General features: G+C 39.1%; 15 protein-coding genes. 5 read left to right on the top strand and 10 right to left on the bottom strand.

What is annotated here, in order from left to right; genetic code table 11:
- Nucleotides 1-10: 10 nt before the first annotated feature.
- The 5 genes from CXF64_RS12080 to CXF64_RS12060 form a co-directional block, all read right to left on the bottom strand.
- Nucleotides 11-1,156, bottom strand: a complete 1,146-nt coding sequence (locus CXF64_RS12080; RefSeq protein WP_101217128.1) for a site-specific integrase — start codon at nucleotides 1,154-1,156, stop codon at nucleotides 11-13.
- Nucleotides 1,157-1,448: 292 nt separating this feature from the next.
- A complete protein-coding gene (locus CXF64_RS12075; protein ID WP_101217127.1) occupies nucleotides 1,449-2,042 on the bottom strand; it encodes a DUF4303 domain-containing protein in 594 nt (197 codons plus the stop codon).
- A 120-nt stretch (nucleotides 2,043-2,162) separates the two neighbouring features.
- Complete coding sequence (locus CXF64_RS12070) at nucleotides 2,163-3,095, bottom strand: exopolyphosphatase (protein ID WP_101217126.1); 933 nt, start codon at nucleotides 3,093-3,095, stop codon at nucleotides 2,163-2,165.
- Nucleotides 3,096-3,240: 145 nt separating this feature from the next.
- On the bottom strand, nucleotides 3,241-4,689 hold the full coding sequence (locus tag CXF64_RS12065; RefSeq protein WP_101217125.1) for a dihydrolipoyl dehydrogenase: 1,449 nt from the start codon (nucleotides 4,687-4,689) through the stop codon (nucleotides 3,241-3,243).
- A gap of 82 nt (nucleotides 4,690-4,771) precedes the next feature.
- Complete coding sequence (locus CXF64_RS12060; protein WP_010553231.1) at nucleotides 4,772-5,500, bottom strand: glutathione peroxidase; 729 nt, start codon at nucleotides 5,498-5,500, stop codon at nucleotides 4,772-4,774.
- 112 nt (nucleotides 5,501-5,612) lie between these two features.
- On the opposite strand from CXF64_RS12060, the gene CXF64_RS12055 reads away from it, so the two are divergent.
- On the top strand, nucleotides 5,613-6,512 hold the full coding sequence (locus tag CXF64_RS12055; protein WP_101217124.1) for a LysR substrate-binding domain-containing protein: 900 nt from the start codon (nucleotides 5,613-5,615) through the stop codon (nucleotides 6,510-6,512).
- Here CXF64_RS12055 and CXF64_RS12050 read toward each other — a convergent pair.
- Nucleotides 6,509-7,702, bottom strand: a complete 1,194-nt coding sequence (locus tag CXF64_RS12050; RefSeq protein WP_101217123.1) for a flagellar assembly protein FlgT — start codon at nucleotides 7,700-7,702, stop codon at nucleotides 6,509-6,511. The two genes, CXF64_RS12055 and CXF64_RS12050, sit on opposite strands and share 4 nt — an antisense overlap.
- A 140-nt stretch (nucleotides 7,703-7,842) precedes the next feature.
- Here CXF64_RS12050 and CXF64_RS12045 point away from each other — a divergent pair, with 140 nt between their 5' ends.
- The 3 genes from CXF64_RS12045 to CXF64_RS12035 all read left to right on the top strand — a co-directional run bounded on the left by CXF64_RS12045 (nucleotide 7,843) and on the right by CXF64_RS12035 (nucleotide 11,111).
- Nucleotides 7,843-8,301: an LPP20 family lipoprotein gene (locus CXF64_RS12045; RefSeq protein WP_008168853.1), complete on the top strand. Its 459-nt coding sequence runs from the start codon at nucleotides 7,843-7,845 to the stop codon at nucleotides 8,299-8,301.
- 147 nt (nucleotides 8,302-8,448) lie between these two features.
- Nucleotides 8,449-9,156 carry a transglutaminase-like cysteine peptidase gene (locus CXF64_RS12040; RefSeq protein WP_101217122.1) on the top strand — a complete coding sequence of 236 codons (708 nt, stop codon included), beginning with the start codon at nucleotides 8,449-8,451 and terminating at the stop codon, nucleotides 9,154-9,156.
- Entirely contained in the window at nucleotides 9,156-11,111 is a 1,956-nt protein-coding gene (locus CXF64_RS12035) for a bifunctional diguanylate cyclase/phosphodiesterase (RefSeq protein ID WP_101217121.1), read from the top strand. The genes CXF64_RS12040 and CXF64_RS12035 overlap by 1 nt, the downstream gene beginning before the upstream one ends.
- Nucleotides 11,112-11,133: 22 nt before the next feature.
- On the opposite strand, the gene CXF64_RS12030 is transcribed toward CXF64_RS12035, so the two are convergent.
- The 4 genes from CXF64_RS12030 to CXF64_RS12015 all read right to left on the bottom strand — a co-directional run bounded on the left by CXF64_RS12030 (nucleotide 11,134) and on the right by CXF64_RS12015 (nucleotide 17,663).
- Entirely contained in the window at nucleotides 11,134-11,721 is a 588-nt protein-coding gene (locus CXF64_RS12030; RefSeq protein WP_007583159.1) for a response regulator transcription factor, read from the bottom strand.
- A 23-nt stretch (nucleotides 11,722-11,744) separates the two neighbouring features.
- Nucleotides 11,745-13,166 (bottom strand): HlyD family type I secretion periplasmic adaptor subunit, encoded by a 1,422-nt coding sequence (locus CXF64_RS12025; protein ID WP_101217120.1) that lies wholly within the window; start codon nucleotides 13,164-13,166, stop codon nucleotides 11,745-11,747.
- On the bottom strand, nucleotides 13,163-15,301 hold the full coding sequence (locus CXF64_RS12020) for a type I secretion system permease/ATPase (RefSeq protein WP_101217119.1): 2,139 nt from the start codon (nucleotides 15,299-15,301) through the stop codon (nucleotides 13,163-13,165). Before CXF64_RS12020 ends, CXF64_RS12025 begins: the two co-directional genes overlap by 4 nt.
- Nucleotides 15,302-15,686: 385 nt before the next feature.
- Nucleotides 15,687-17,663 carry a TolC family outer membrane protein gene (locus CXF64_RS12015; protein ID WP_101217118.1) on the bottom strand — a complete coding sequence of 659 codons (1,977 nt, stop codon included), beginning with the start codon at nucleotides 17,661-17,663 and terminating at the stop codon, nucleotides 15,687-15,689.
- Nucleotides 17,664-17,902: 239 nt separating this feature from the next.
- Between CXF64_RS12015 and CXF64_RS12010 the strand changes: the two genes are divergently transcribed.
- On the top strand, nucleotides 17,903-21,915 hold a 4,013-nt coding region (locus CXF64_RS12010), incomplete at its 3' end, for a beta strand repeat-containing protein (RefSeq protein WP_157823667.1).

Below are 21,915 nucleotides of genomic sequence, written 5' to 3'. Positions count from 1 at the left end.
TTAAGCAGGTTTAACCAATCAAATTAACCGCTGCTGCTTTATGTTCAGGCGCTAAGTGTGCATATCTTAGCGTCATTTTTAAGTCACTATGGCCTAAAAGCTCACGCACTGTATTTAAGTCTACACTTGCCATTACAAGTTTACTCGCAAAGTGGTGGCGTAAGTCATGAAATCTAAAGCCGGTAATGTTTGCATCTTCCAACAAAGCCGCCCAGTCATATCTAAAGTCTAGTATCCGTTGTTGATTGCTATCTTTAAACACATAGCCAATATTCCCCGATAATTTTTGCCAATCACTCAAAACATTAAATGCTTGAGTATTTAAAGGTATGTGGCGAGTATTGCCTGATTTAGCATTTTGAAAATCAACAGTGAGTACTTTGTTTTCTAGGTTAATATCATTCCAATTCAGCGATAGAATTTCGCCCTTGCGCATACCTGTATTTATAGCAAGTATAACGATAGTCGTTAAATGTTTAATATCGAACTTAGCAAGGCTTTCACGTAAACGTGATTCCTCATCTTTTGATAAATAGCGAACCTTAGCGTTATCTACAGTTTGAGCTTTTACTTTTTGTAAATCGTGGCTATCAATTACTTCCCATTCAACAGCGCGACTCAAACAGCCTTTAATTAAATTTATTTGGCGGTTTGTTGTTGCTGGTTTGATTCCATCGGCCAAACGTTTATTACGCCACTTTTCAACTTCCCATGCTGTAATAGCCGATAACTGAAAATCCATAAATTTGCTAAATGCTGACAGGAATGCTTTTTTTGTTTTATCTGCTGTTTTGGGGTTACGAGATAAAAGCCAAGGAAAGTACTTTTCATCTAAAAAGTTTTGCAAGGTAGATAGCTTTGATTCTCTAGTTTTAATGCGGTCTAGCTTTTTTACTTCGTGAACATTAATCCCTTGGGTTACTTCAGCGATTTTATTTTTGGCTAGGTCTCTAGCTTGTGCGGGAGTAATTTGCCCATCATAACCTAAGTGATAATTTACTTGTTTACCCTTGTGCCTATAAAACAAGAAGTAGGAGATTGCTCCAATACTAGAAATGCGCGCATGGAAACCTGTGACTTCTGTATCATTTAATCGTTTATCTGCTGGCGTTAAGCCTTTAATACTCGACAATGTTATTTTGGCTTTGATTGGCATGCGGCTTTCCTGTGTAGCACATATGTAGCAGGTGCATTGTGCCGCAAAGAACAAGAAAGAACAATGGTGTATTGTTTTTGTGTTTTTTAACTAATATAAAACAATAGGTTAAGTTCGATTTTTGTTTTTGATTGTTCATTGAGGTTTATAGGAATACATTGGTAAAATGCACTCCTAAGGGGCAGTTGCAAGTTCGATTCTTGCAGGGGCTACCAATTAAATCAATGAGTTATATTTTAACCTCCCTCCCTTATACTTTGTGTATAGCGTATATGTAGTAGTGTTGCACTTTTTAATTGAAGGCGTTTAAAGCTTCTTGCTCGCATTTTTCACGCTCTGTAATCATGGCTTCAAAGTCAGTTTGAATTTGTGCTAGAACAGTTGGTGGGTTAAGTCGTTTGATTCTTTTAAATTGAATACTTTCTTCTTCATCATAGGCGAGTATTGCTAAAGTAATTTTTTCGCGTTCGATACCATTTGAAAATATTCCTTCGGTATCTAATTGTATGAGCACTTTCTCCATGGTTGTAAGCCATTGATGCCAATTATCCATTGCTTCTATATCTGATTGAAACAAATCAATGCTGTTTTCTAGTTTTTGACACTCTAGAGTTGTTTCATCAAAGTATTCGGAATAATCCTCAAGCGTGGGGTAGTCTTCTGGATTCCATTTAGCCATGTAGAAACTACTTACATCATTGCCGTACTCTTCTTCAAATACTTTTTTTAAATCCGATAAGGTATTAAACATTGGAAGTAGTGAGTAGCTACCTGTGTGGTAAAAGCCCATTACATAAAGATCGTTACCGTATTTTTGTATAATGTTTTTAAACGCTTTTTTGGTATCTTGATAAAGTGTTTTTTCGAAGTTTTTAGTATCTAACATGAGGTCATTATTTCTTTTATTATTACAGAAATTTATATGAAAAAGAGAACGATTAAAGCTCACTCTACTAAAATAAAATAACCAGAGCTATTATATGACTCTGGTTATTGTAAGTTAATATTAGCCATCACTTGTAATCGTATCGATTAACTCACTAAGCACGGCTTCAGATTTACTTGTTTCTACTTGGCAAGTACCTGCATTTAAATGACCACCACCGCCGTATTTAAGGCACAGTTCGCCAACATTCGTGTTTGAGCTGCGGTTAGTGATTGATTTGCCAACGGCATACACTACGTTTTGTTTTTTAAGGCCCCACATTTTATGAATCGAAATATTGCAGTTGGGGTACATTGCATAAATAACAAATCGGTTTGTGGCGTAAATTGTTTCTTCTTGGGTTAAATCAAGGACCACTAAGTTTTTATGGACGGTAGCGCATTGAGAAATTTGCTCTTTGGCTTTTTCGTTATGCTCGTTATATAAAGCAACACGTTCGGCTACGTCTTCCATTTGTAGGATTTCTTCGATGCTCTGATCTTTACACGCATCAATCAGTTTCATCATTAATTGGTAATTTGAAATTTTAAACTCGCGAAAACGACCAAGGCCAGTTCGCGCATCCATAATAAAGTTCATTAAGACCCAATCGGTTGGGTTTAATATTTCGTCTTTTGAAAACTGGGCAGCATCGCCTTTATCTACCGCGTCCATCATTTCAACAGAAATATTTGGAAGTTTTTCAGCGCCGCCATAATAGTCATAAACTACGCGAGCTGCTGATGGGGCTTCTGGATCAATAATATGATTTTTTATGTCGCTTGAGTTACGAACGGTTTCGCTAAGGTGATGATCGAATGCGATGTGACAACCTGCAACGTAGGGGAGGTTGGTCGTAATGTCGTTTTCGGTAATGTCTATTTTGCCATCTTGCATGTCTTTTGGATGAACAAATAAAATATCGTCAATTAGGTCTAAGTCTTTAAGCAACACGGCACAAACTAAGCCATCAAAATCGCTGCGAGTGACTAGTCTAAATTTATTATTAGGCATAGCTATTCCATCTTTTTAATTGAATTATCAATTAAGTGTAACAGCTAAATTTTTTTTTGAGAGGTCAGCTTAAAAAAATTATAAAAAAAAGCCAAAACGTTAGTTTTGGCTTTTACTTAGTAAGTTTGTATGTGTAGTAAATAGGTTATGCGCCTGGACCACATTCCATACATGAATTTACAATGTCTGGGCCAAATTTAAGTTTGGCATTTAAGTCGCGAAGGGCGGTACGTAACCCTTCTTCAATTACTGGGTGGTAAAATGGCATATCAAGCATTTCTGGTACGGTCATTTTGTTTTGTACAGCCCATGCTAGTAAGTGAGCGATGTGTTCGGCTTGTGGGCCAATAAACTCAGCACCTAAAAATAAGCCTGTGCCTTGCTCCGCATATACACGCATATGACCTTTGTTTTTAAGCATTACTCGGCTACGGCCTTGGTTTTCAAAGCTGACTTCGCCTACTTCAAAACAACCGCATGGGCCTAAACGGTCGGTAATTTGCTTGTAGCTTTCGCCTACCATTGCTATTTGTGGGTCGCTAAATACAGCTGCAATTTTAGCTCTGCGCAGACCTATACGCACATCTGGGAAGCGCCCGGCATTTTGACCTGCAATAGCACCTTGGTCTGATGCTTCGTGTAACAATGGGAGCATGTTACTCGCATCGCCTGCTATAAATATATTTGACTCACCACACTGCATTGTATGTGTGTCTGCGTGCGGTACGCCGCGTTCATCAAGTTCAATGCCTGTATTTTCAAGGCCTAGTTTATCTACGTTAGGTACTCGGCCTGTGGCTGCAAGTACGTAGTCAAACTGTTCGGTGTGTTTTTCACCTTGTTTGTCGGTGTAAGTTAGCTGTGCTTTGTCGCCAACTTGCATCATGTCAGATACGTTTGAGTCGGTATCTACAAAAAATTCTTCAGCAAAAACAGTATTTGCATAGTCTTTTACTACTGGGTCTGTAAGTGGGCCAATTGCGCCGCCTACACCAAATAGTTTTACATTTACGCCTAGTCGGCTAAGTGCTTGGCCAATTTCAAGACCTATTACACCAGGGCCAAATACAGCGACTGATTCTGGTAGGTCATCCCAATCAAATACGTCGTCGTTTATAATAAGTTTGTCGCCAAAGTTATTAAATACGCTAGGGTACGAAGGGCGTGAACCGGTGGCAATTACAAAGCGTTTTGCTGTAATAATTGTGTGGTCGTCTATTTGTATGCGGTTTGTGTCTAAAAATTTAGCGTAACCACGAATTTTATCAACATCAGGTAGCTCATCTACGGCTTCTACTACGAATCCTGCAAAACGATCTCGTTCACTTTTAACGCGTGCCATAACTGCTTTGCCATCAATAACTGGCTTTGAGCTATGAACACCAAATGCAGGAGCCATTTCAATTGCGTGTGCAGCTTCTGCGGCTGCAATCAATAACTTACTTGGCATACAACCAACACGTGCACATGTGGTGCCGTATGGGCCTGATTCGATCAGTAATACATTTTGTGTGAACTGTTTAGCATTACGATAAGCACTTAAACCAGCAGTGCCTGCGCCTATAACAACAACATCGGTTTGCAATTCTTTCATAGTATTTTTTCCTCTAATAAATAGGGGCATAAAAGCCCCTATTTTTTACCTACTAACGTTAGGTATTTAATTTACTTATTAATTAAGCAAAGTATTTTTCTAAGTCGTCTGAACCACCGATGTGTTTACCACCAATGAAAATTTGTGGAACAGTGTCACGACCAGATACAGCTTTTAGACTTGTTAGTGATGCGCCTGCACCCATAACAATCTCTTCATATGCGAAGCCTTTTTCTGCAAGAAGCTCTTTCGCTTTTTTACAGAAAGGACAGCCAGGTTTAGTAAATATGCTTACGGGTTCTGGTTTAGCTTGCTTAGGGTTGATGTAATCAAGCATTGTGTCTGCATCAGATACTTCAAACGGGTCACCTGGTAAATCTGGTTCGATGAACATTTTGTCAATCACGCCATCTTTAACAAGCATAGAGTATCTCCAGCTGCGCTTACCAAAGCCTAGGTCGTTCTTGTCTACTAACATACCCATGCCGTCAGTAAATTCGCCGTTGCCGTCTGGTAATAAAGTAATGTTTTGCGCTTCTTGATGTTCAGCCCATGCGTTCATTACAAAGGTATCGTTTACTGATAAACATACAATTTCGTCAACGCCGTTTTGCTTAAGTACGCCTGCTAATTCGTTGTAACGTGGTAAGTGAGTTGATGAACATGTTGGTGTGAATGCACCTGGTAGTGAAAACACTACAACAGTTTTACCTTTAAAAATGTCATCTGTTGTTACTGATTTCCAATCGTTATTTTGACGAGTTGCAAATGTAACACTTGGGATTGTTTGACCTTCGATATTGTTTAACATAATTTTTGTTCCTCTTGATTTGTTGATAGCCATTATGGTGAATAATTAAATATAGTTCCAATCGTTTGTTTGTATTAAACTGATAGTTATAAACTATCACGTAGAGCTGAATATGAACTTAAAAGATTTTGAATATGTAAAAGCAATAGCGCAATATAAACATTTTCGCAAAGCTGCCGATGCATGTTTTGTAAGCCAGCCTACATTAAGTGGTCAAGTAAAAAAACTCGAAAATGAGCTTGGCGTTACTTTGTTTGATCGCTCAACCAAGCAAGTTACCTTAACAGCAAAAGGTGAACGTTTGTTGACGCAAATAGAGATTATTTTAGAGCAAACGCAAATACTCAAAGAACTTGCTGCTACTTCTAACGAGCCTCTACAAGGTAAATTAACTATTGGTATTATTCCTACCATTGCGCCTTACTTGTTGCCTGCGTTACTAACATCGATGAAAGCGGCATTTATTGGTAGCCAGTTTTCGTTTATTGAGATGCAAACAGCAACAATTTTAGAAGCTTTAAACAAGGGTGAACTCGACTTTGCTATTTTAGCCGATGTGCCAGAGCTTATTAATTACCATACGGTTGCTTTATACAAAGAAGATTTTTTAGTGGCGGTATCACACGATAACGCGCTGTCTAAGCATAAAAAAGTAGCGCTGAGCGATCTTCAAGGATGCAGCCTATTAATGTTAAGTGATGGCCATTGCTTTAAAGATCAAGCCCAAAAGTTTTGTTTTTCTGCAGGAGTCGATGTATCTAACCAGTATAAAGGTAATAGTTTAGAAACATTATTAGCGTTAGTGGCTATGGATGACGGTATTACATTTGTACCAAAGTTGGCATGTACCGACCGTGTAGGGATTGATTACTTGCCTATATTCCCTAATCAGCAGCGTAATGTGGTGTTTGCATGCAGAAAGCATTATCCGCATTTATCTGGTGTAGAACAATTGGGCGAGTGGTTATCGGCTCACCCTAATTTAAAAGCTAAATTGAGTAAAAAACTCTAAAGATCTTGGCTGATTATTTCTACAACATCGTTAATTTGCACGCCAGGTAGTGGTTTGTCATCAATACTGACAGCTACTGCAGTTTGCTGATAAAGCTGCTCAACGCGAATTTTATTAAGCGTGGTGATGGTGTGTGGCATAACATTACCTGCCGCGTCGGTTAAATAGTTATGGTGTGCAATGCTTAGCATTTGGCCTTTTTTTAACCCATGAGCTTTACCTAAGTTAATAACGATTTTGCTATTTTCCATATGCATTATTTTACCTTGAGTAGGTAAACACGCCATAGCTGCTTGAATGTCATAACTTACTGATTGGTTGATATCGGTTATGCTTTGCCCATAAGGCGATTGCCAAAATCTATCACTATTAACATCAACTATGGTTGTTTTTTCAAATGGCCAAATTGCTTGAGTATGGTAACTATTTTGCCAAAGTTGCTCATAGGTAGTGCCATCAAACAGTGCAAACTCAATGTTGTAACTGCGCTCATACGCCTCGTCTTGCCAAAATGCATAATCGTTATTGAGTTTGTCGCTAGTTGAAAGGCTGGTTATTTGGCTAAGCAGAACATATTGAGCGTTACTGCGCGAAGATATTTCTTCTAATTGAGCGTTTGAATAGTCGTGCTGCTGCGAAAAGTATTTATCAACGCTTATTGCATTATTATAGTAAGCAATAGGCACTGCGCTCATTTTTGATTTTTGTAGAGAGGTAAAAATATTTTTGCTAATCGCTTTGCTTACGTCAAATATTTGACCCATTTTGGCATGTTCACGATGAACAAGTTGGCTTTGTGTAACGGCCACAAACTTATTAAAACTATTTTGTGGACATTGCTCTGTTTGAGAAAAAATATCGAGTCGTAATGTAACAGCAAATTTATTGTCGTATTTATTTTCGCTGATCAGTTCAATTTTTTGAATTTCGCCGTGGCTGCTAATTTTTAGCTGATCTTGCATTAACACGCCATCTACCAAGGTTTGCACCGAGCTAACCCGTGCGCCAGAGAACACTAACGCTTGTGTAATCGCATCTTTTATAGCGGCAGATTTAGCTGCGCTCGTATCACCATTTTGAACGTTCGCATGGCCTGTTGATTCATACCACTGCGCTTTAGTAAAAGGGGAGAAAGTTAATAATGCCGTTACACTTAATCCTGCAAATGCCAATGATAAAAACGACTTCATACTTTTACTCCAATTAAACGTTAGCTATTAACTAGGTAGAGCAAGGACTGTACCAATGTTATTTGGTAATTATTAGTAATGCTATAAATGGCATTAAACGTGCATATGTACTGCTAATTACTATACAAGGGCTAGATGCTATGCGAGCAATTTCATTACTTATTACACTTGGGTGTTTAACCTTAGGTGGTTGTAGCAGCGTTTTTGATAAGCATGTTGAATATAAATATGTAGAGCCAAATAATTACCCCGTTTTAAAAGCGATAGGGTATGCACCTATTAGCTTGCAAAAAGGCGCTAACGCGTCGCAAAAACAACTTATGGCCATTAAAGCTTCTAAGCTTGAGGCTTACCGCGAGCTTACTGAGCAAGTATATGGGCAAAAAATTACCGCTGGAACAACGGTGGAAGGTTCAATTGCTCAAGACGATTACTTAGAAAGTAAAGTGCAGGGGCTTATTAAAGGTGCACAAATAATTAAAACTTACGCAGTAGATGACACTTACGTGACCGAGCTTGAGCTTAATATGAAGCGTGTGCACGATTTATACATAGGTGAAGTAAAACCACGCGAAGTTAAAAAAGTAACTTATTACTAAATAGCCCAGTTAATTAAAAAAGTTATTCAAAATATCTCATCCTCTTATATTGAGTGCTATGCTGTTGTTAGGATTAATTTTTAAGCAGATTGCGTAGTGCTCAACAGATGTATTTTATTGCCACTTATATTAACAGTGGCTCTGTAAATGGCGTTTAAGCCAACTTATTTAAATCCTAAATTATTTATATGGTGCAAAGCCAATTTGCGCTACCTATTACTGTTTTTTGTACTCTCTAGTGGTGTGCTTGCAAGCCGACTAACTATTCAATTTAATACCTTTATTGAGCTGATGGGTCAAAAATATGGACCTGCGCGAGCGGCGGTTGCACGTAACTGGCAAAGTATGTTGGTACAAACTCAAAACAAACCAGAGCAACAACAAATTCTTATTGTTAATGATTTTTTTGCGCGTAATTTACGCTACCAAACTGATATTTTGCTATGGAAACAAAACGATTATTGGGCAACCCCTTTAGAAACGTTAGGCAGAGGCCTAGGTGATTGTGAAGATTACGCAATAGCAAAGTATATAAGCTTGAGAGCCCTAGGGGTGAGTGACGACAAGTTACGCCTTATTTATGTAAAAGCAAAAATTGCGGGCACTAACAAAACGCAAGCACATATGGTGTTAGGTTATTTTGTTACACCAAACGCTCAGCCACTTATTTTAGACAGTTTAATAACAAAGGTTTTACCTGCTGCAAAACGTGTAGATTTAAGCCCTGTTTTTAGCTTTAACAGCCAAGGTTTATGGGCTAATAATTCAACCAAAAGTGTAGCCAGCCCAACAGCAAGACTTTCACGCTGGCGTAAAATTTTGGAGCAGACAACCAAAGAAGGAGTTATGTGGTAATGGCATCATTTTCCTTATCTAAGTATCTTAAAAAACGAAAAATAACACTCAGGCAAGAGCTGTGGGTTGCATTATTAATTGTTATTTTTGTAGGCTTTATAAGTAGTGTTTTAATTAGCACTAATTCGGCTAAAAGTTATTTTTCGACCCAGCTGTACTTAAAAAATGTAGATAACGCCAGTTCACTCGCGTTAATGATCAGCCAATTAGACAAAGACCCCGTTGAGCTTGAGTTATTAGTATCGGCCACATTTGATACCGGTCACTATAAGCGAATAGAACTACAAAACCCTAATGGTGAGGTGATTGTTAAACGCACGTTTACCGATGAACTTAAAGCGACGGCTCCGCAGTGGTTTAAGGCAATGTATGGATTAAATGTACAGCCAGGGGTTGGGCAAGTAAATGATGGTTGGCAGCAGTTTGGTACTTTGTTTATAGAAAGCCATAGTCAATATGCTGAGCAAGCCTTATGGGAAAGTGCGCTTAAACTATTTTTTAGTTTTTTAATTGTCGCTTTTTTTGCTTGTATAGTTAGTGCTTACTTTTTAAGTAGGATATTAAAACCACTAGATGATGTTGTGTATCAGGCTAATGCATTTGGTGAAAAACGTTTTATTAAATCGAGCGTTCCGCGCACTTTTGAGTTTGCACGTTTAGTGCAGTCTATGAACCAATTATCTGCCCGTTTTAGCCGTATTATTAAAGAAGATAATAAACGTTTAGAAGAGCTTAGATTTAAATCGCAACACGATGAGCTAACTGGTTTAGCAAATAGAGAATACTTTGGTGCAACACTTGAGGCTCACTTACAAAAATCAAAAGATCATGCCCATGGTGCCTTGTTTTTATTTAGGGTTGTTAACCTCGATCGCGTAAGTGAGGAAGTGGGACGAGTAGAAATGGTTAACTTTCTACGTCGATTTTCACAGATGTTGGTTAGCTTCTTAGAAAGCAACCAAGAACACTTTTCTGAAAATTACATTGCACGTATTTCTCACAGCGATTTTACCGTTTTATTTAGTGATATTGATGATATTCGAGCAATCAGTGAACGTATTTTATTGATGCATCAATCGTTTGTTGAAGAGTATAAAAACGTTAAGCTAGCGATACCTCACAGCTGTACTTATATTCAAAAAGACGACACGCGATTTGATGTATTAAAGCGTGCGGATGAACTTTTAAAATCATCGGGTAAACAATCTGATGTACAAGCAAAAGTAGCTCAGATCAAGCAAGAAAGTGAGCTGTTTGATAATGCAACTAGCTGGAAAAATGCCATAGAAGAGGCACTCAACAATAATAATTTAGAAATAAATACTTACCCAGTAACTAGCTTTACAGGGCAGGTAATGCAAAATCAATTAGGGTTGAGCCTAGAGCTTGGTGGGCAAGTATACCGTGCTAGTTACTACTACCAGTGGGCTAACCGATTAAAGTTATTAGCGCGTTTAGATTGGGGTTTAATTAAGGCGTTGGTGGCTCATTATAGTATTGAGCCACCAAGTGAACTGATTTCGGTTGAATTATCTGCTCAAACGCTACTTGATGATGCTGCACTTGCTTCGATTCTTACGTACCTTTCGGCGTTTCCTGATTTAGCCTCTAAAATTTGTTTTGATATTCGTGAAAGTATTGCCGTTAGCGAAATTGAGATATTTAAAGATTTTTGTGAGCAGGCTCGATGTATGGGCGCTAAGGTAGCATTAAAACGTGTGGGCCCTGAATTTACTAAAATTAATAAAATTCAGGAATTTGGTCTTGAAATGATTAAGGTTGATAGTGTTTACGGACACAATATTAGTTACAGCCAAGATAACCAAACATTTCTGCGAGGAGTGTGCACGTTAGCGCATTCTATTGGCATTAAAGTGGTGGCTCAAGGTGTAACAAGCCAAGATGATATAGATACGCTTATTAACTTAGGTTTTGATGGGGTTATTAAAGAGTAAGTAATAGGCATTAACGGTGCGGTTAATGCCCTTTTACAACTAACATTAATTGAATACGGTCGCGAACTTTTAGCTTATTAAATATAGAGCTCATATGCTCTTTAATTGTGCGTTCTGTAATATTTAAAGATTCTGCAGCTTGCTTATTAGTTGCACCTGTTACAACAATATCAACTACTTGACGTTCTCGCTTTGTGAGTACATCAAGCTCGCATGTGCTCGCATATTTAAACGGTGTATTTGATAAAGCACCTACTAAGTTAGATAGTAATTGCCCTGGTAACCATATTCCGCCAGTACAAATTGTCTCAAGTACTTGTTCAATAATTACTTTAGTAGCGAGTGCTTCTACGTACCCCCTAGCTCCTGCTTCAAGCGCACTTCTTAGTTGATTTATTTCTAGTTCGTTGGTCATAACAATAACCAGTAAACGTTGCTGAGAATACTTTTTAACAAGCTCAAGCCAATTAGGTGTGCCGGCCAAAACCCAAATAATACTTGATGCCGTGACTCTGTGTGGTTCTTTTGTGCATATTAAACAACCAGGAAACGCTGTATGCCAGTGTTTCGATTCAAATTCAGGCTGTGTAATAAAAATACTTTGGCGCATTACTTCTCCATTTATAAAATGTTTTAACGCTCTGTCATTGCTTGCGATGTAGCTCTAAGAACCGGTTTTAAAATATACTCAAGTACGGTTTTTTTACCGGTAATAATATCCACTTGAGTGGTCATTCCTGGAATAATAGTCAGCTCTTTTGAAAAATTATTTTTGGTGGTTTTTAGTTGCACTAAATAAAAGGTGTTTTCGCGGTCATCCGTAATTGTATCGGCACTTATATGTAATACTTCGGCTTCAAGGCCACCATATACGGCAAAGTCGTAGGCACTAAATTTTATCATTGCAGATTGCCCAGGGCGTAAAAATGCAATGTCTTTAGGCGGGATTTTTGCCTCTACTACAAGTTGATCGTCAAGCGGGACAATTTCCATAACATCACTACCTGGCTGTAAAATACCGCCAACAGTATTAACTAATAATCGTTGTACAGTGCCTTTAACAGGAGAGCGTATTTCAGTTTGAGTTACTTTATCGGCTAAGCCAGATTCAGTTTCTTTAATTGAATCTAGTCGCAGTAGCGCTTCGGAGAGTTCATTGTTCCAGCGGTTAATCATAACGAGCTCAACTTCGGTTACCTTATTTTTAGCTTCGTTAATGGCCGAAAGACTCCTATTTATAACTGCCTTGGTTCTGTTTATCTCGCCGTTTAAATCAACTATTTGACGCTCTAAACGAATAATATCTATATCCGAAATGGCACCGGTGCGTAACAATGGACGGGTCACTTTAAGCTCCCTGTTTGTTAAGCGCAGCGCACTTGTATGCTGCTGAAGTGCCGCTTTTGCTTCAATATAATCTTGGTGTCGCTGCTCTAGTTGGCGTTTGTGTATACTTACCTGTTGCTCCAACTCTTGACTGTTACTCAAATAAAGAGAGCGTTCGTGTTGAACCACCTGAGGTGCATTTTTTATAACATCTTCGTTAAATACGAGCTCCTTTTTTTGAGTGAGCGCTCTGAGCCTCGCAACTTTTGCACTTAACGATTCAACCTTGGATTGATTTTCTCTAAAGCTAGAAATAAAGCGGGTAGGGTCTATTTTAATGAGTACATCCCCCTCGTTTACTATTTGGCCTTCTCGGACATTTATTTTTTCGACCATACCGCCGTCATAAGATTGAATAAGCTGTAATTTATTAGAGGGAATAACACGGCCCTCGCCACGAGCAACTTCATCCAAATTAGCAAAGCCAGACCACACAATAAGGCATATAAACGTTAAACAAATTAGATAAAGTAGTAACCTAGCGCTTGCTGGTTCCTGCTGCATTTTTTCCCACTGTGCATCTACTACCCAGTCTTGAGTATTTGGCGGTGAAATCCATCCTTTAAATAGTTTATTAAATACGGATGGCTTACCTTGTTTTCTTGCTTCTATTGCTTTGCTAACAGATTCAAAAGAGCGTTGTTCAAGTGGTTTATTGTTATCACTCATGAGGCTTGCTCCACGGTTTTATTATTTAACGCCGCAATTACTTTTTGTTTTGGTCCATCAGCAACTACTTTTCCGTTATCTAAAACTATAATACGGTCAACAAGCTCGAGTAATGATGAGCGGTGAGTCACTACAATTAGGGTTTTATCTTTAGAATAATTTTTTAAATTGTTAATAATTTTACTTTCACTATTGTGATCTAGCGATGAAGTTGGCTCATCTAGTAATAGTATTGGTGGGTCATTAATTATGGCTCTTGCCATACCTACTGCTTGGCGTTGTCCTCCTGATAATTGGCGGCCTTGCTCGCCTACTTGTAGATCAAATCCGTCTGGGTGCGAATTAATTAAATCAAATAATTGGCTTCGCTCACAGGCTTCAATAATTTGCTCGTCTTTGGCATGCCAAGCGCTTATCGTAAGGTTGTCTTTTAAGGTCCCATAAAACAGGGCAACGGTTTGCGGTACATAACCAATATTATGGCGAAGCTCTGCAGGGTCAATTTGATGTATATCGTTATTGTCCATCAAAATTGCTCCTGAACAGGGTTCATATAGCCCTAAAATAAGCTTTTCTAATGTACTTTTACCTGAGCCATTACGTCCTAAAATTGCAACTTTTTCACCAGCTTTAATTTTAAAACTAACGCCGTTGAGTGCATTATGAGATTCGTCAGAGTATTTAAAACATACATCTTTAAATTCTATATCGCCCTTTAAAATAGGGTGGCTTAACCAATGCTTACCAGGTGGGCGCTCGACCTCTTTTTCCATAATCTCATTTAGTGATTGCATTGCTATTGCGGCATGATGATACTGCGCTAAAACAGCGGCTGACTGCCCAATAGGGCCCATAGCACGAGATGATAATAGGTAGGCTGCAATTAATCCGCCTTGAGTTAGCTCACCTTCAATAACTAGGTGTACGCCTATTATCATTATTATCACGCCTACACATTGCTGTATCCACGATGCTGTATTTGATATAGAGCTAGAAACGAGTCGGCTTTGTGCGTTTACTTGCGCAATGTAAATGGTCGACTTTTCCCATACAGATTGTGTTTTACACTCTGAGTGAAAGCTTTTTACATCTTCAATGTTGGTTAAACTTTCTACTAATACTGCATTTCGCATTGAGCTTGCTTTCATTGTTTGCTCTGAAAGGGCTTCAAGTTTGCGGTGTGCGGCTATAGCGTAAGCTAATAATATAAGTGCGCCCGCTATAATGGGTAAACTTAGAGGTACGCCAATAATGGCGATAACAATTAAATATAAAACTACGAATGGTAAGTCGACTAATGCGACAAGCGTTATGGAGCTAAAAAAGTTACGTACAGCTTCAAATGATTGAATATTGCTAGCAAAGGAGCCAGCTGATGATGGACGGTTTTTTAGTTTCATACCTAATACCCGCTCCATAATTACAGCCGATACTTTTACATCTATTCTGCTTGCAGCAAGCTCTACAAAATAGCCTCTTACTAAGCGTAAAACAAAGTCAGCAGTGAGTGCTATCAAAATACCAATAGCAAGTACCCAAAGGGTTTCTGTTGCATGGTTAGGCACTACGCGGTCATATACATTCATTACAAATAAAGGCATGGCAACCGACAAAAAGCCCAACGCAATAGCTGAGATGATTACGTCTTTATAAAGTGAGCGGCACTCTTTAATTACTCCCCAAAACCATCCGTCTTTTGATAGTTTTTCAAGTACAGGTGTTCGCTCATCAAATGCAAATTCTGGTTGTGCATAAATAATTAAACCAACACTGTTGCCTGCTAATTCATCAATGCTTTGTTCGATAACTGATTCGGTAAGCTCTGGGTAAATTACACTCACCAACTGCTTATCGTAATCAATAGAATTAATAACACAGGCTTGATTGTCTTTTAAAATTAAGATGGCAGGTAGCAGTGCTGTATTAATTTTTTGTAGTGGCTTATTAACTACTTTTGATTTAAAGCCAATGCGCTTAGCTGCGCGCGAAAAACCTGATGGAGTAAGATTTCCATCAGTTAGAGGAAGTCCATTTAATAGTGCTTCTTTTGAAAACTCTTTATCATGATGGCGACATAAAACTGCTAGGCAGTCAACGAGTATGCCACCATGATCAAGTACATCGTTTAATTCCATAAACCATCCAATGTTATGTAGAACTGCATGCGGTTGTTACTACTAAACCTAAACTCGAGAAATAAATTTAGCTTAAATATTTCAAGCCGAGTTTAGGGTCTGTTGATCTTTCAAGGTTAAATTTGCAGCAGTCTGTTTGGTATTTAGGCAAGGCAGAGCCTATGCAGTGTGGTTATTCCCCATAAATGGGCGATAACGTAGCATTAATGCCAAACAGGCGCTGCCCAAAGGGTTCTTCCTAGGGGCTATTTACTCTTTGTTGCTCGGTTTTTACTTAGCCCACTAGGTTACAAATCTCGCGCCGCGATTAAACAGCCCCTAGTTTGAACAAATTTTAATCCGCAAAGATTAACAGACCCTAGTTATTTACATAACGTTAATTGACTTAGCTATCAGTAATTACAGCTTCGATACGTCGATTCGCAGCATTTGCTCTTACTGATATTTCGTTTACTCGAGGTTGATCAATACCGTACCCGAACGATTTAACACGTTTTGGTTTTATATCGAATTGTTTAATTAGAATTTCAGCAACGGCAAACGCACGTTTTTCAGATAGTTTGCGGTTATATGTTCGATCTCCATCTAGAGAAGCATGACCTTGTATTTCAACCTGCTTATTTGGGTTTTCTTTTAAAAAATCTGCAAGCCGACTAATTTCTTGAATATATTGAGACCTTACATCGCTTGAGTCAGCAGAAAAAGGGATACCAATCTCTATATTCGAGGTTGATGCGCTATAAATTGTACAGCCAGATAAATCAACATTAGTTGACAGTGGTGTACTCGGACAAGTGTCTTGCTCGTTTGGTACGCCGTCACCATCATCATCTAAAAAGCTACTTGGTGTAGTGTCGGTTTCTAACGGTATATCTAAGTACCTTGGCATAGCGGTTACACTCATGTAGGCATTATCTTGCTTCGCTTTTTTTTGTAGAAATGCCTTGCGGCTAAAGGTGGTTGCTACATCGTAACTCGGACAAATATTTTGTGCGTTATGCACAATAGGATCGTCAGTTAGCTCTTTTAATGTAGGGTATTTACCTGACATTACGTCAAGTGCTGGCAATAATTTCCCCATTTCTTTTAGCATAGTTAAAATAGCCGATTGGCGGTCGTAAAGCGCAACTATGTATGAACGTGTTGATTGGAACGATTCGTTTTCGGCATCAAGTACGTCTAGTAGAGTTCGTTGGCCTATATCAAATTGATCTTTATATGCAATTTTAACTTTAGTTGATGATTCGCGGTGTTGATTAAGCGCTGGCAACTTTTGCTCTAGTATAGTTACGTTGTAGTAGGCAATTTGCAGACTTTGACGAATATCAATACAGGCTTGATCTCGTTGATATTTTGCAATGTTTATATCTTGATAAGCTTGTTCTAAATTAGCGCTATCAAGACCACCGTTATACAAGTTATAACTAATATCTATGCCGACTCGCGCTTCTGTTCTGGTTTCATTTTGACCAAGCTCATCTCTATCTTGGCTACCGTAGCGGGCAGATAAATCTACGTTAGGATGAAAGGCCGCTTTTTGTGCTTTGGCGTTCGCTTTTTGCGCTTCAATATTATACAAAGAGGCATAAAATGAAGGGCTGTTTTTGTAGGCGACGTCTAGCGCTTGGTTAACCGAAATTGGTATATTGTTTTCATCAAGGTCAGCTTGCTTTATATCGTTCATAGGTAGCTCACCTACAACTCTTAGGTAGCGAGCGCTTACATCATGTAAATTTGAGTACTCCGTTAATACATTAGATTGCGCTAGAGATAAACGGCCACTAATTTGTTCTAGGTCTGCTGCGCGCGCTACACCGGCGCTTACGCTTTGCTCTATTTGTTGGTATACAGACTCGTGCTCTTGTAAATTAGCTTCTGCAAGTTGTACTAACTCTTTGAATTTTTGTACGTCAAGTAGTGCAATCGAGGCTTCAAGTGCTGTTTGTTCTGTTTGAGAAATAAGCTCAAAGTACCTAATAAGTTGAATACGTTTAAAACGGTCAACTGTATTAGATGTTCTAAAACCGTCATAAAGCATTTGAGTAACGCTTAATTCGGCTGTATTACGGTTATATTCTTCTTCAATACCGTAATTTCTTCTTTCATATCCTGCACTTGCTGATACATCAACACTTGGTAAATAACCTGAACGGGCAGCATCCACTCCATAAATAGAAGATTTAAAAGCATGCCATGCTTCTTGTACTTCAGGATTGTTTTCAATCGCTTTACTTGAGACATATGTAAGTGGCATTGCTGATTGTTCGTTTGCATGCACGTAGTTTGATAAAGTTATGGCTGTAATCGCTAATCCGATTAACATAGTCCCTTGATGCTTTTTAAAAGTGTTTTTTATAATCATTTCTTCCTCTTAGATCCTGTTAAGACCGAAAATACTCTTTTAAATATTTAGTAAAGGAGTGCTAATTTTGCAAGTAATCTTTTTAGGTAGCATAAAAAAAAATTTCTACCACTTTTTTGTTGATTTTTTATTTTTGAATTTTTCTTCTAAACCTGTACTTGAGTCCAGTATCTATGTGCTTTTTTTGTTCTACCTTTAATTTATTAGATTGTTATTTTAAAAAGTTTGAGGGTACCTAAATGGAAGCAAATCAACTTGTAGTTATTGATATTCAGGGTTCGGCGGGTGTTGTGTTGGATGATGGATCAATAAGAGCGTTAAACGTTGGTGACATTATTACCGTAGGTGATTTAGTTGTTACTGCTATTAAGTCGTCGTTACAAATAGATGTGCAAGGTGAAACCTTATCTATACCCGCAAATCAAAAGGTAAAAATAACACCAGACCTATTAGCGAAAGAAGCAAGAGACTCTAGCGAAACAACTGTTTTTGATGAAAGTTTAGATGAAGCAATCGCAAGCTTAGACTTAGGTACAGAGCAAGACTCATCAACGGCGGCTAATTCAGATGTAACAGATTTTTTAGATGCATTAGAGGGTGATGGGGACATTTTAGATAATTTAGAGGCAACAGCCGCTGGTGGCGGTAATGCAGCTGGTGCAGATGGAGGTAGTTCGTTTGTACAGTTAACCCGAATTTCTGAAAGTGTTGATCCTAGTAGTGTTACTTTTGATTCTTCTTTTGATCAAAGCGCTACTGAAGCTTTTAATTTAAGAGATACCTCTGATGGTATTGTGCCTGACGCAACTTCGGCTTCTATTTCACTTAATGAGCTGGGCGTTACTAATTCATCACAACCAACAATTACCGGTACGAGTGAAAACTTAATTGGCGAAACGGTTAATGTAACGGTAACTGATGTTGATGGAAATTCTCAAGTAGTTAGTGTTGTGATTGGCCCTGATGGTACCTTTGAAATAACCCTACCGACTCCAGTTGCGGATGGCCCTGTGACCGTTGTTGTTGAAGCAACAGATCCTGTTGGCAACCCTATAAACGACACTATTTCTATAGAAATTGATACAACACCTCCGCTTATTGCGATTGATCCTGTTTCCGATTCTGCTTCGCAAACAGTGACAGTAACAGGGACTGTATCTGGGTTGAATACTGGGGATAATGTGTCAGTCACGTTAACGGATAGTGCAGGTACGGTACAAACAATTGTTACTCAGGTTGATGCGCTAGGAAATTGGGTTATTACTACTACCTCACCTTTATCTGAAGGAGAGTTTAACGTAAGCGCAGTGGCGATTGATGCCGCTGGAAATCAAGCTGTAGACCAAGCTTTAGCTAATGTAGATTTAACTGCTCCGGTAATCACAGTAAATGTAACTGATGAAACAAATAACGCAACACCACCACTTGTTGGAACAACAAATGGTGTTCCTGAAGGCACGCAAGTAACAATTACTGTTACAGATAGTGCAGGACAAATACAAACATTAACAGCGGTTACTCAAGCCGATGGAAGCTGGAGTGTAGAAGTTGGGACTCCTTTAACTGAAGGTGATTTTACTGTTGATGCACAAGTAAGCGACAGTGTAGGAAACTTAGCATTAGCAAGTGATTCAGGAGTAGTTGATTTAACGGCGCCTACGGTACAAATTAATAATATTAACGACACTCAAGACACCACGCCAACTATTACAGGTAACGCGCAAGATGTACCTGCTGGCTCTATTATTAGTGTGGTTATTACCGATTTTAATGGTCAAACTCAAACATTATTAACCCAAACTAACGCTGATGGTGATTGGTCTATTGACGTAACTACGCCATTGGCTGAAGGGCAGTTTGAGGTTGATGCAAGTGTAAGCGATGCTGCAGGTAATCAAGCCCAAGCAAATAACCAAGGTGTTGTTGATTTAACAAATCCAGATATTACCGTTACTGCAATTGCTGATACTAACGATACTACACCAACATTTGTAGGTAGGGTAGAAGACGCTCCAGCGGGCTCTGTAATTACAGTATTAGTAACCGATATAAACGGTAGCGTACAAACTTTAACTACTTTATTAAATGAAGATGGTACATGGAGTGTTGATGCTAATGACATCTTGCCAGGTGGTGAGTTTACAGCAACTGCGTCAGTAACCGATGCTGCGGGTAATGAGGCTACTGCGCAAACAAACGGCGAAATAACGTTTGCTCCTATTTCAATTCAAATCGATGCAATTGCTAATACTAACGATACCACTCCATTTTTAAGTGGTAACACCGGTAATGTGCCTGCAGGTACTACCATTACTTTAACTATTACGGCAAGCGATGGCAGTACATTTACATTACTAGCAGTGACGCAAGCAGATGGTTCGTGGACTGCACAAGTAACAACTCCTCTGCCTGAGGGCGACTTTACTGTAGTTGCAGCGGTTATAGATGACTCGGGCAATGAAGCGCAAGCAAGTGCAGTAGGTAATGTTGATTTAACTGTAAGCATTAATTTTATTATTGATACTAACGATACAACACCAACAATTAGCGGCTCTACCCAAGACGTAGAACCTGGTGCGTTAGTAACCGTTACATTTACAGGAAGCGATGGCGTAGCAGAAACCGTGCAAGTAGTTACAGGTGCTGACGGAAGTTGGTCTGTTGAGGCAAGTAATGAATTGGTTGAAGGTCAGTTTAGTGTAATTGCAACAGTGACTGATGCTGCAGGTAATACAGCTTCTGCAAGTGAAACTGGAGAGATTGATTTAACCGATCCTGCAATCACGATTAATCCTATTGAGGATACGAATGATGTAACCCCATCTGTAAGCGGTAATGTAATTGATGTACCTGCAGGGACCGAAGTTACATTAGTAATAACTGACAGTGAAGGTAATGAACAAACACTTACAACAACTACAAATACAGATGGTACATATACAGCGGATATTATTGCAGATCTCAGTGAAGGTGATTTCACAGTAACAGCGAGTGTTAGTGATACTGCAGGCAATAGCAGTACGGCAACTGTTAAAGGTACGGTTGATTTAACTGCACCAAGTGTCACTATCAACAATATTGCAGATACAAACGATACAACTCCTACTCTTACAGGCTCTACCCAAGGATTAGCATCGGGCAGTGAAGTAACTTTAATTGTTACCGATAGTCTAGGAGCAGAGCAACAGTTAGTTACTACTATAAGTGCGGATGGTACTTGGAGTATTGAGGTTCCAACTGCTTTAAGCGAGGGGGATTTTACCGTAACTGCTAATGTATCTGATAATGCGGGTAACGCAGCTCAAGATTCACAATTAGGCACAGTTGATATTACCCCTCCTTTAGTTGCAATAAATGACTTTGCTGATTCAAACGATACAACGCCTACATTTAGCGGAACAACAAGTGATGTAGCTCCGGGTAGCCTTGTTAGTGTTTTAGTTACTGATGCAAATGGTGAGTCTCAAACATTGACGGCGGTTGTGTCAGAAGATGGAACTTGGCAAGTTGGTGCAACTCAAGCTGTTGCTGAAGGCGACTTTACAATTACGGCAACAGTAACAGACGCTGCAGGTAATGAAGCAAGCGATACCGGTACTGGAACAATTGATTTATCAGCTCCAATTATAGCAATTAATGTAATCCCAGATAGCGCCGATACTACTCCAACAATTTCAGGTTCAGTACAAAATGTGCCAGCTGGAACAACGGTTACGTTAATATTGACGGATGCTGGTGGTAATACACAAACAATTACAACACAAACGCTAGCTGATGGTAGCTGGACAGCTGATGCTATTAATGAGTTAGTTGAAGGTGACTTTAGCGTTAATGCCATCGTTAGCGATGAAGCAGGTAACCAAAGTGAAACTTCAGCACAAGGAACTATCGATAATACCGCACCAACTATTACGATTGATGCACTCGCTGATAGTAACGATACAACACCGACAATTTCTGGCACTGTAACGGGCGAGCCAGAAGGCACCGTTGTTACTATTACCGTGACTGATGAAGCAGGTAACCCACAAACCATCACCACAGAAGTACTCGCTGACGGCACTTTCACTGTTGATGTACTAGATGAATTAAGCGAAGGCGAATACAGTGTAGACGTATCAATCACTGATACTGCGGGTAACGAAAGTACAGAAGTAACAACGGGTACTATTGATACCTCAGCACCGGTGATTACGATAGATGCACTGGCTGATAGTAACGACACCACCCCAACTATTTCAGGCACCGCAAC

The sequence above is a fragment of the Pseudoalteromonas sp. GutCa3 genome, from assembly GCF_002836155.1.
Taxonomy (GTDB): Bacteria; Pseudomonadota; Gammaproteobacteria; order Enterobacterales; family Alteromonadaceae; genus Pseudoalteromonas; species Pseudoalteromonas arctica.
This window is presented reverse-complemented; position numbering and strand designations above follow the sequence as displayed.